9 protein-coding genes are annotated in these 12,070 nt (G+C 34.4%); 5 read left to right on the top strand and 4 right to left on the bottom strand.

Going from position 1 to position 12,070, the window contains the following annotated elements; translation table 11 throughout:
• Positions 1 to 145 precede the first annotated feature (145 nt).
• The 3 genes from glgB (at position 146) to FNJ88_RS11775 (ending at position 4,627) form a co-directional block, all read left to right on the top strand.
• Positions 146 to 2,068, top strand: a complete 1,923-nt coding sequence (glgB, locus tag FNJ88_RS11785; RefSeq protein WP_143853342.1) for a 1,4-alpha-glucan branching protein GlgB — start codon at positions 146 to 148, stop codon at positions 2,066 to 2,068.
• A 68-nt stretch (positions 2,069 to 2,136) separates the two neighbouring features.
• Positions 2,137 to 3,543 (top strand): glycogen synthase, encoded by a 1,407-nt coding sequence (locus tag FNJ88_RS11780; RefSeq protein WP_143853340.1) that lies wholly within the window; start codon positions 2,137 to 2,139, stop codon positions 3,541 to 3,543.
• An 88-nt stretch (positions 3,544 to 3,631) separates the two neighbouring features.
• Positions 3,632 to 4,627: an EamA family transporter gene (locus FNJ88_RS11775; RefSeq protein ID WP_143853338.1), complete on the top strand. Its 996-nt coding sequence runs from the start codon at positions 3,632 to 3,634 to the stop codon at positions 4,625 to 4,627.
• Positions 4,628 to 4,665: 38 nt separating this feature from the next.
• Here FNJ88_RS11775 and FNJ88_RS11770 read toward each other — a convergent pair whose 3' ends face one another.
• Entirely contained in the window at positions 4,666 to 5,745 is a 1,080-nt protein-coding gene (locus tag FNJ88_RS11770; RefSeq protein WP_143853336.1) for an endonuclease/exonuclease/phosphatase family protein, read from the bottom strand.
• 221 nt (positions 5,746 to 5,966) lie between these two features.
• Here FNJ88_RS11770 and FNJ88_RS11765 point away from each other — a divergent pair, with 221 nt between their 5' ends.
• Positions 5,967 to 6,920 carry a L,D-transpeptidase gene (locus tag FNJ88_RS11765; protein WP_143853335.1) on the top strand — a complete coding sequence of 318 codons (954 nt, stop codon included), beginning with the start codon at positions 5,967 to 5,969 and terminating at the stop codon, positions 6,918 to 6,920.
• A gap of 5 nt (positions 6,921 to 6,925) precedes the next feature.
• Here FNJ88_RS11765 and FNJ88_RS11760 read toward each other — a convergent pair whose 3' ends face one another.
• Both FNJ88_RS11760 and FNJ88_RS11755 read right to left on the bottom strand, forming a co-directional pair.
• Positions 6,926 to 7,453: a hypothetical protein gene (locus tag FNJ88_RS11760; RefSeq protein WP_143853334.1), complete on the bottom strand. Its 528-nt coding sequence runs from the start codon at positions 7,451 to 7,453 to the stop codon at positions 6,926 to 6,928.
• A complete protein-coding gene (locus FNJ88_RS11755) occupies positions 7,443 to 8,768 on the bottom strand; it encodes a PDZ domain-containing protein (protein WP_228414526.1) in 1,326 nt (441 codons plus the stop codon). The genes FNJ88_RS11760 and FNJ88_RS11755 overlap by 11 nt, the downstream gene beginning before the upstream one ends.
• 96 nt (positions 8,769 to 8,864) lie before the next feature.
• Between FNJ88_RS11755 and FNJ88_RS11750 the strand changes: the two genes are divergently transcribed.
• Complete coding sequence (locus tag FNJ88_RS11750) at positions 8,865 to 11,408, top strand: phosphoenolpyruvate carboxylase (RefSeq protein ID WP_143853332.1); 2,544 nt, start codon at positions 8,865 to 8,867, stop codon at positions 11,406 to 11,408.
• A gap of 84 nt (positions 11,409 to 11,492) precedes the next feature.
• Here FNJ88_RS11750 and FNJ88_RS11745 read toward each other — a convergent pair whose 3' ends face one another.
• Positions 11,493 to 11,903 (bottom strand): hypothetical protein, encoded by a 411-nt coding sequence (locus tag FNJ88_RS11745; RefSeq protein WP_143853330.1) that lies wholly within the window; start codon positions 11,901 to 11,903, stop codon positions 11,493 to 11,495.
• Positions 11,904 to 12,070 lie beyond the last annotated feature (167 nt).

Raw genomic sequence — 12,070 nt, 5'->3', positions numbered from 1 at the left:
CCTCAAATTTACTAAAATTAAGTTTTTCAAAAAATTAAAATGAGCGCTAAGTTTCTTATCTTAATTTTAAATATATTTGAAGAAGAAATGCTTCCACTGCTTTTCTTGAAAAATTTGCTTTTATAAGCAAACTCAAAATACTGCAATGATAAAAACCGTGCTTCCCTATTCCCTATTTACCGATGATGATATTTATTTATTTCGGGAAGGAAATCATTACAGATTATACGAAAAATTTGGTGCACATTCTTTAAAAGTAAATGATCAGGATGGTGTTTATTTTTCAGTTTGGGCTCCACATGCAAAAGAGGTTTCTGTTATAGGAAATTTTAACGACTGGCATACAGAAACGCACAAACTATTGCCAAGATGGGATGGTTCTGGAGTTTGGGAAGGTTTTATTGTCGGGTTAAAATGGGGAGAAGTCTACAAATATGGAATTTTGACAAATGATGGTGTTATTTTAGAAAAAGGAGATCCTTTCGCCTTAAGTTGGGAACAGAATGTTCAGGCTGGCTCCTTAATTTCTACTACTTGGTATGAGTGGAACGATAAAACCTGGATGTTGAAAAGAGCAAACAGAAATTCCCTAAAAGCTCCAATGTCCGTGTATGAAATTCATCTTGGATCTTGGATGCGAGCAACCGAGAATCCAGAAAAATTCTTAACCTATCGCGAAATTTCCGCCCATTTGATTCCGTATATTAAAGAAATGGAATTTACCCATGTCGAACTGATGCCAGTAATGGAATATCCTTACGATCCAAGTTGGGGCTATCAAATCACTGGCTTTTTCGGAGCCACTTCCAGATTTGGTTCACCGCAGGATTTAATGTTTTTGATTGATGAGTTGCACCAGAATGATATTGGTGTATTACTGGACTGGGTTCCATCCCATTTTCCTGGTGACGCAAATGGGCTTCATTTATTTGATGGTACTCATCTATACGAACACAAAGACCCAAAAAAAGGTTTTCATCCCGAATGGAAATCTTATATCTTCGACTATGGCAGACCAGAAGTAAAATCGTTTTTGATCAGTAACGCTTTATTTTGGTTAGACCGTTATCATGCTGATGGATTACGGGTTGATGCGGTAACTTCGATATTGTATTTAGATTATGCACGGAATGAAGGCGAATGGGAACCAAATATTGATGGAGACAATATCAACTTAGAAGCAAAAAAGTTTCTACAGGATTTTAATAAGGCGGTTTACAAAAATTTTCCCGACACGATAACTATTGCAGAGGAGAGTTCCGATTTTCCTAAACTTACAAAACCAGTTTACGATGGAGGTATTGGTTTCGGTATGAAGTGGATGATGGGTTGGATGCACGATACCTTAAATTATTTCAAATTAGATCCAGTCAACAGAAAACAGGAGCATCATCAACTGACTTTCGCATCCTCCTACGTTTATAATGAAAATTACATGATGCCACTCTCGCACGATGAGGTCGTGCATGGAAAAGCTAGTATGATCTATAAAATGCCTGGCGATGAATGGGAAAAATTCGCAAATCTTCGTGCCTTGTACACCTATATGTTTACTCATCCAGGAGCCAAGTTGTTGTTTATGGGAAATGAATTCGCCCAAACTCATGAGTGGGATTTTAAAACGAGCCTTGACTGGCATCTTCTCGACTACCCTCTTCATCAAGGTATGCAAAAGTTTGTAAAAGCACTTAATCATTTGTATCGAAATGAGAAAGCACTTTATGAAAACAATTTTTCACCCGAAGGTTTAGAATGGATCGAAGCCAATGATCAAGATAACTCCGTTTTTGTATATTTAAGAAAAGGGGCATCAGAAAAGGATATTTTAATGATTAGTTTGAACCTGGCTCCCCGAGTTTTAGATTATCAAATCGAAATTAATGGAGATAAAACCTGGGAAGTTCTTCTCAACTCAGATGATAAAGAATTTGGAGGTAGTGGTATAAATGCAGAAATATCTTATAGGAAAATTGAATCGTTGACCTTAAGATTGCCTCCACTTTCTGCTGTCGTTTTACGTCTTAACATAAACAAAGGAGAACCCACTATAAACAAAACGATCAAGTAGAAATCAAATTGATAACTATCAGTTACTTTTTTTAGATAAAATAAATTTAACAGAAGATTAATTATTATATGAAAATATTCAACCTATCGATAGAATGTTATCCCGTTGCCAAAGTTGGTGGTTTAGCGGATGTTGTTGGTGCCTTGCCTAAATATTTGAATAAAATCGATGGTATTGAAGCCAGCGTCGTCATGCCTTGGTACAATAAACCTTTCGTGCAGGAACATAGTTTCGAAATAGTATTTGATGGTTGGATTCACCAGCACAATGATAGTTTCCAGGTTATCGTAATGAAAGAACGTTCGAATGTTTTGGGATTTGATCTCTATTTGGTTAAGATCCCAGGACTACTCGATCGCGATAATCCCTACGGTTATTGGGATGAAAGCCAACAATTTCTAGCTTTTCAACATGGTGTATTACATTGGTTGACTGCCATGAAAATTCGTCCAGATGTATTACATTGTCACGATTATCATACGGGATTAGTACCTTTTATGGTGGAGAATTGTCCGGAATTTAATTTTCTTAAAGGAGTAAAAACAATTGGAACCATTCATAATGGTGAATACCAAGGAATCATGAAGTGGGAAATGCTGGATTACTTTCCGTGGTTTGATGGAAGCAAAGTCGGTTTATTGGATTGGAATGGATTTCTCAATCCTTTGGCAACGATGATCAAATGCTGTCACGCCTTCAATGCCGTATCGGGAGGTTACATGGATGAACTTTTTGAAAATTTCCGGGGGCTGGAATCTTTATTGAGAAATGAGCATTCCAAAGCATATGGCATCATTAACGGTATTGATACCGACGTTTGGAATCCAAAAACTGATTCATTTTTAGATTATAACTATGACAAAAAAGATGCGATCCCAGGAAAGCAGAAAAACAAAAATGCGCTTTGCAAAGAATATGAATTAAATCCAGATTTACCACTTTTTAGTTTTATAGGCCGTTTTGCCGGTGAGAAAGGAGCTGATTTCCTACCAGCGATCGTTCAGAAAGCAATTCAGGAAACAGAAGGATTATTAAATTTCGTCGTTCTTGGTTCTGGAGATAAAAATATTGAAAATCAGCTGTTGGATCTTTCAAAAACATTTTCAAATTTTGCGCTGGACTTAGGTTACAAAGAATATCTCTCTCATAAAATTTATGCTTCTTCGGATTTTTTAATAATGCCTTCTCGCGTTGAGCCTTGTGGACTTAACCAAATGTATGCGATGAGATACGGCACAATTCCTATTGTTCATTACATTGGTGGATTACGAGATACGGTGGAAGATCTATCTACGGGTGGAAGTGGAATTAACTTTAGCGAAGCAAGTGCTGAAGAAACTGTTCATGCAATTCATAGAGCAATGATTATCTACAATAATAAAGAATTAATGAATGATCTGGTGAATTCTAATATGAACTACGATTTCTCTTGGGAACATTCTGCACAGCGATATTTGGAATTGTATAGAAAGTAAATCTTTTTATTAAATTACTTTTATTTTTTATTCTACTTTTTTTAAACTAAGAAACTTTAAAACCTTAAGTTTGCAGGCTGAAAAAAAGATGGAGAAGAAAAATATATTAAAAGGGGTTTTATTTGTTGCCGCGGGAGCCAGTATTTTCGGAATGCTGGCAAGTTTTGTTAAATTATCTTACCAAGATGGCTTCACCACTTCTGAGGTTACAACCTCACAGTTTGTTTTAGGTTTTATAGGGCTGCTGATATTAAATTTAATTCAGAAAGCAACTTCCAAAAAGCAGCTTGCAATTCCCACAACTAAAGAAATTTTAATGCTTTTGCTGGCTGGAACTTCCTTAGGATTCACAAGCCTTTTCTACTATCTTTCTGTTCAATATATCAATGTATCGATTGCCATTGTTCTTTTAATGCAATCCGTCTGGTTCAGTGTAGTCGCGGAAAGTATTATTGCCAAGAAATTTCCGAATGCAAAAAAAATATTTGCAACCATCATTGTTTTAGTGGGAACCGTATTAGCAACTAACATCATTAACTTAGATGTAAAATTGGATTGGCGCGGAATAATGTGGGGTTTATTAGCAGCAGCTTCTTTCACCATGACCATGTTTACTTCAAACAAGATTGCTACACACATTCCTGCGCTTAGAAAGAGTATTATTATGCTTTCTGGAGGAGCAGTAATTGTTTTTATATTTCTATTTTTTGCACAAATTGGTCCGCTTCATTTTGACATATTGAAATCATTTTATTTAAATTTCACCACGAATACACAACATATAAGACCTTTTGATTATTCCATATTTTACACCTACGGTTTCATTTTGGCTTTATTCGGGACCATTATTCCACCGACTTTATTTAATATTGGTTTTCCAAAAACTGGATTGGGTCTGGGAAGTATCATTTCATCTTTAGAATTACCCGTTTCAGTAACCACTGCCTTTCTTCTTTTAGGAGAACAAGTAGTTGTCATTCAATGGGTTGGGATCATATTAATACTTCTCGCAATCGTACTGATGAATTTACCTTCTAAGAAAAAGGTGATGGATTCTGGTAATTCTCCAGTAGAACATTTATAATGTAACCAACACATTTATTAGATTGGCTTTTACTAAATCTAGTCTACATAAATTTCCCTATTTCCTTCTTCTTCTATTCCTTCCTTGATCATTTCTATTGCTTCAGCTTTCTCTTCAGAATCAGCTTTTTCAATTTTGTCTTTTTGGTCTTTATTTTCATAGTCTATAAAAAACTCGCAAAAAAGAGGAAGATGATCTGAACCAAAATTTTCTAAAGTTTTTAATTCTTTGATGAAGACATCTTCACTATGAAACATTAAATCAATTGGAAACCTCAACAAACGATATTTCGCATGAAAAGTTGAAACAAAAGCTTTCCCAACTCTAGGATCGATCAAAAGACTTATTTTGCGGAATAAAATAGAGGATTTCGACCAGGCGACATTATTAAAATCTCCAATAACAATAACAGGTTTCTTTATCTCTTTAATTCGTTTTGCAGCGCTTAATAAGTCTCCGTCTCTTTCCTTAGAAGTTTTTTCTTCAGTAGGACTCGGTGGTGGTGGGTGAACTCCAAAGAAAACAAATTCAAAACCATCTTTTGTGGTAATATGTACTTCTATACTGGGAATATCATCAGCCACGAAGAAATGAGTCTTTGAACGCTCAACCTTCATCTTTGAATAAAAATGCATTCCGTAAGTATTCTCAAGCGTCACTTTGTGATGATAAGGATAATCCCTTTCTAAGTGCTGAAGCGACTCTTCCCAATTTTTGTTGCTTTCCATGGTGAGGAAAATATCGGGTTGGTGTTTTTTAATGAGTTCAGAAAACAAATGGTATTTGTTATTGAACTGGTAAATGTTGGCCGAAATAATTTTAATATTTTGTGAAGAATTTTTACCGGAAGAAATTATTTTCTTTACTGGATAGTATCGCGTGTATTTGATAAGCGTAACGCTATGAAATATAATAAGCACCAACAAAAGCGATTGAGTGTACCACCACCCCTCATTTTCATAAAAGAGAAATCCGCCAAAAAAGGTAAGCAGGCTGAAATAATTAATCTGAATTTTACCAAAATCAGCTACGCGAAAAATCCAATGTGAACTGGGTATTTTTGGTAGTATCGTCAGCAGAAATAAAAGAAAAACAAAAAACAGATAAATTTCCCACATATTTTTTCAAAAGATCAATAAAAATATACTATTTATCTATAAGTACAAAGTACTTAGCCCAATATTAGTATAAAATATCTTTTATCTTCGCGCATTATTTGGGTTCTAATAAACTTAATATTATCGCATCGATTTTTATTACTTCGTATTTTATATGAAACATAAATAATTCCTTGGCTGATGGTACTATTCTTGTAAATGGTATGCGATAAAAAACAACCATGCATCCAGCGAATAAAAAACTACCTTTTTTAAATTTAATTTTTGTATTTCTTCTACTTTCTTTAATCATTCAATGCGAGAAAAAAACGACTTTAAATCCAGACATTAGCTCTAAAAGAGATTCTATAGAAACGATTAAGAAGGATTCTTTAAGAAAAGATTCTATTGAGAAAAATAGGACTACTTACCGAACCTTAATCTTCCCAAAAAAGAAAAAAGACTCTGTAATGTCGGCTTTTAGTAAAGAATTCTCAAAGGAAGAACAAAATATCATATTGTCTTTGAACCGTCTTGATACAAAAAATAAATGGCGGGCAGATACTCTTTCTATTCCGGATAAATTTGATAAATCCTTGATGATCTACTCCCCTTTTCCAAAAAAATTAGGAGAATTGAAAGAAGTAAAGAAAATAGCTTTGTTCTCTTATCCAATTCAAGCCTATGCTCTTTATGAAAAGGGAACATTGATAAAATGGGGACCTACAAGTTTAGGTAAGAAAAATGCTCAAACGAAGCGCGGATTAATGTTTGCAAACTGGAAGAAGGAATTGGCGATCTCCACCGTAGATAGCGATTGGAAGTTGCCCTATAACTTTAACATTCATAATACCTTAGGAATTGGGTGGCACGAATATGATTTACCAGGATATCCTGCATCTCATTCTTGTTTACGATTACTTAGAGAAGACGCAAAATACCTTTACAACTGGGCAGATCAATGGATTTTAAACAAGGGTGGTGCCACTGTAAAAGCAAATGGAACTCCAGTAATTGTATTTGGAGACTATAATTGGGGCAAAAAGAAACCTTGGAAATCTCTGGAAAACGACCCGAATTCAAATGAGATTTCAGTTGACGAAATAGGAAAGATCATTGAACCACACCTTAGCAAAATTTTAGAGGAACAAACAAAAAGAGAGAAAGTAATCGCTGCTCAAGAACCTGATTTATAAGCAGCTTACCATGATTCCAAATTTGCGATTGACTGTTCGGCAAATTTTCGAAGCTTAGCCATCTCTTCTCTAGCTAGATATTTACCAACGCGGGCGGCCAAAAAAGTTAGAAGCAACAAAAACAACATCACGAAAGAAAAGGGCAATGCCCAACTAAAATCATTGCTTTTAATTTGTTTTTCTACATACCAAAGCGTGATGGTAACCATCCACATGATTCCGAAAATAAAATTTAAGAACATAAAAAAAGTCCAAACTGCAGAGGTAGGTCCAAAAATACCTCTTATTAAAGTTTTATTTTCTTCCGTATCAATTTCCGTCCGTAATGAGAGACAAGGTTTCCAATAATGATCGTTTTCCGTTTTTACTCTAATTATTGCTGCCTCATTATTTACATTTCCAGTATATTCATGAGTTCTTTCATTTAAAAAACCTCTTAAATACTCCGTATATTCCTCACGAGAGATATCGGTATAGATTTTAAATCTTGGTAGTGAACGAATATGATCTAATGCAGTTTCTTCAATTTTCATCTTTGTAAGGTATAGGATCTACTAAAGTGATGGTGAAGTTTAGAATCTCACCAGCTCTTTGTACTTGTATTTTAACTCTTGTACCATCATCTTCTTTTAAAATATTATTGATTTTCTGCAAGGTCAATTCACTGGTCTTCTTATTGTTAACACTAATTATTTGATCATTTTTCCTTATACCAGCTACAAAACATGGTGAATCTTTTCTGCAGCCAGCTACTGAAAACTTTGGTTTCAAGACAAAATTATATCTAAAACCAGATTCAGCTTGGTAAACATTTATTGCTTCAGTAGACCGACTGTTTCTTACCGTTTCTATTTTTACAAGATCCTTTTCCCAATCCATTCCATCATGCTGAATATCTAGTCCACTTGCATTAAACAAAAATGCATCTCGGAAAAATTTGTTCTTTTTTAGTAGTATTTTTCTGTCCGGATAGTCAAATACTACGGTGAAACGTCTTAGCAACTCATTTCCAATTGATCCTTTCCTGTTCGGGACGAGTTTTAAATTTTGAATAGAATATTCATCCGGCATTGCAGTTAATGGCTTTTCAAATATAAAATCACCTATATAAATGCGGTGAATCCGGCTTCTTTTTCCGAATATGTCCCCATTAAAACCTCTACCCAAATAGTCATCAATATTAGGTCTGTTGTATTCGAAATTTTCAATTAGTTTAGGAAAAAGCCAAACTGCGTCACTATTTCCAAGATCTATCAACATTTTTGAGTCTATTTTATGACCAGTCATTTCAACTCCTGTCATTATATAGGGTTTATTATTTTCAATTGTGATGGGCAAATCTTTGAATTTGCGCAACCTCTTTTCAGCAAATGCATTATTATTATATACGGTTATTTTTTTGGAACTGTAATTAATTTCAACTTTGTGGTTAGCAAAGAAATTATATCCCATGATTCCATTTACAGGAATACCTATATGTGAAGAAAAGTTAATCCCTTCGTCCAATATTATATAAATGGTATGTTTTATATCTCGGTAATCTTTTCCAATTGTGACTAAATTATTTCGGGAACTTAATCCCTCTATATCCATACTTTCGCCCAAACCGGAAAATTTGACTTTCTCTATTTCATTAAAATTAATTTCCTTGTTTTCCAAACTGAATAGAATAGATTCTTTCACTCCTGAATCCAGTAAAAAAGTTAATCCCACCCCATTTACATTTACTGGAATGAAGATAAGATTATTAATAAGTTTAAAGGGAATAACCGTTTTTTTCGAATCTGAAATTTGAAATCCTTGTTGAGCAAAAGAATTTAGCGTGATCAATAAGAATAAGAATTTCATTAATTTCATAAAATGAAGATACGAATTTCTAAGTTCTTCATAGGAATTTTTATTAAAACAAAAGATAACCAATGTTATTTGTACTAAATTTGTTAGATGCTACAAGAAGAGAAAAAAGAAAAATTCCGACAACTCATCGAGAATAAATTCCAGATTTATAACTCGCTGTTCATGAGTTTGCCCTATGATAAAATGACTAATATTGGAATGTTGTTGCCTTTTTTGTATGAAGAAAGCAAAACGGGTTACGAAGCCGAGAAAAGTCCAGAGGATATTGTAGAAGCTTTTTTCAGTAAACATACTGACCTTAAGACAGAGGAACAGAAAACTGAACTTCTTTTTAAGATCATTCAATACATCGAGCGACAGGTTGTTTTATATGATAGTATTGAAGACGCTGCGTTCCCACAATTACATGGAGACAGCGAAGCCGGAACTGTACTTCAACTGCATGAGCGTGCTATGCAGGAACACCAGTTAGAAGCAACTAGAAAAAAATTAAAAGATTTTGGTGTTAAAGTGGTTTTTACAGCTCACCCAACCCAATTTTATCCAAATTCAGTTCAAAGAATCCTACATGATTTGCGTAAAGCGATTATGACTGATTCGGTTACCGAAATTGATATGCTCTTACAACAATTAGGAAAAACACCCTTTGTTAATAAGGAAAAACCAACGCCTCTGGATGAGGCGATGAGCATTATATTTTACCTCCGTTATGTATATTACGACACGATTGGCGAATTGTACAAAAAAATAAAAAACTCCTTTTCCACGCCTAATTTCACGCCTTCCCCACAATTAATTCAAATGGGATTTTGGCCTGGTGGCGATCGCGATGGAAATCCTTTTGTAACTGCAGAAATCACGCAGCAGGTTGCCCATGAACTTCAACTTTCTATTTTGAAATCCTACTATGCCCACCTTAAAAACATTAGAAGACGATTAAGTTTTCGGGGTGTTTCTGAAATATTGGATGATTTAAGCAATGTTTTGTATGACGCTATCTTCAGAGAAGAAAAATATATTTCTGCGGATCAAATCCTAACTCAAATTAAAAGTGCCAAAAAAATCCTTATTGAACAACATAACGGGCTTTTCAAAAATCTTTTGGAAGACTTTGAAGATCGTGTCAAAATCTTCGGAACTCATTTCGCTATGTTGGATATTCGACAGGACAGTCGCGTGCATCAGGAAATAATTGACGAGATCATTTATAAAAAAAGCAACTTAAATATCAAAACTGTTTCCGATCAAGAAAAACTGGACTGGCTTCTAAAAACTGACGTAATCCTTAATCCAGGTGATTTTGAAGGTATTACAAAGGACACTTTACAGAATATTTATAACGTAAAACATATTCAAAAAAAGAATGGAGAGCGTGGAATGAGTCGTTATATCATTTCAAATTCTGAATCAATCAAAGATGTTCTCAACGTATTCGCGTTATTCAAATTATGTGGATATGCTGAAAACGAAATAAATATGGACATTGTGCCTCTCTTTGAAACTATGGAAGGCTTGGATCTTGCACAAAAAGTAATGAAGGATCTTTATGAATTGCCAGTTTACAGCAGCCATCTAGACCGAAGAAAAAGAGTCCAGACGATCATGCTAGGTTTTTCAGATGGTACGAAAGATGGAGGTTATTTGAAAGCCAACTGGGAAATTTATGAAACAAAAGAACAACTGACAAAAGTTTCGGATGGGTTTGATATTAAGGTTATTTTCTTTGACGGAAGAGGTGGCCCACCTGCAAGAGGTGGAGGGAAAACACATGATTTCTATGCGTCTCAAGGAAAAACAATTGCCAATCATCAAATAGAATTAACGATTCAGGGACAAACTATTACCAGTGTTTTCGGAAATAAAGATCAGGCAAAATATAATTTTGAGCAATTATTAACTGCGGGAATTGAAAACGATATTTTTAAAAATTACAAAAAAGACTTAACCGAAAAAGAGCGGAAACTCATAGAAGAATTGGCAGAAATCAGTTTTAAAAAATACTCTGATCTGAAAGCACACCCCAGATTCGTATCTTATCTTCAGGAAATGAGCACGTTAGAATTTTACGGCCAGACTAATATTGGCAGTCGGCCAACAAAGAGAGGTGCCGGAAAAGAATTAAGATTCGAAGATCTACGGGCAATTCCTTTTGTAGGATCCTGGAGCCAGTTGAAACAAAACGTTCCTGGTTTCTTCGGTTTTGGATTTGCGTTGCAGGAATTAAAAAACAAAGGAAGATTCGAAGAAGTAAAAGAGCTGTACAAAGGTTCCGATTTCTTTAAAACCTTAGTTCTAAATTCAATGATGAGTATGAATAAATCATATTTTCCGCTCACGTCTTACATGACAAAGAATGAAAAATTCGGACCGTTTTGGAATATCCTTTTTGAGGAATATACCCTTTCAAAAAATCTTATGTTGGAGTTAACCGGATTTAAAACCTTAATGGAAGAAGAACCACTTTCCCGTCTTTCAGTAAAGATTAGAGAAAAAATCGTTTTACCACTATTGAGTATTCAACAATATGCATTAATCAAAATCCAGAAAGGAGAAGGAAATCGCAGCACCTATGAAAAGCTGGTGATGAGATCATTATTTGGGAACATTAACGCAAGTCGTAATTCAGCATAGAAAAAGACCTTCTACATTTAAGGTCTTTTTAAAAAAAATAGCCTCCATCTAAATTTCTTTATTTTTTTTAACTCTAACCATTATTTACTTGATCTCTTCAATTTTCTCCTTTACTTCATGCCACTCATTATCCTTCAATTTCGCCTCTATCTTTTCGGCTTTCAAATTCTGTCGTAGTAAACCAAATAAAGTCATGTATAAATTTGCGATAAAAACCAATGCGAAAAAAGAAATGAGATAACCCCGCCAATCTTCAAATAGTAATTTGTAGTCAGTAATAAAAATAAATAATAAAGAAACATAATGGCTAAAGCAGTATTCACAGGTAAATAAGTAGAAAAACTTTCTTTGCCAGATACTTTTACATTCTGTAGATTTTTTCGCGCAAAGCTCTCGAGGCTCCCGAAAAACTTCTTCGTGGGTCACCGTCCAAGCAATACAAGCGATTGGAATTGCAAGAATAAAGAGGATTGTTATATGATTATAAAGTTCCATCTGCATCATTTTATTGTTGAGTTTTCTTAAGAGGAATACAAGTGAATTATCAAACAATATTCCATTATAACTTGTCTGGCAATTAGCAGAGATATATATATTTATTTCAAAAACTAGACTTTTAATAATTCAAATAAAAGTTCTGTTAATTTGAAATACGATCATTT

The sequence above is a fragment of the Chryseobacterium sp. SNU WT5 genome, from assembly GCF_007362475.1.
GTDB lineage: Bacteria > Bacteroidota > Bacteroidia > Flavobacteriales > Weeksellaceae > Kaistella.
This window is presented reverse-complemented; position numbering and strand designations above follow the sequence as displayed.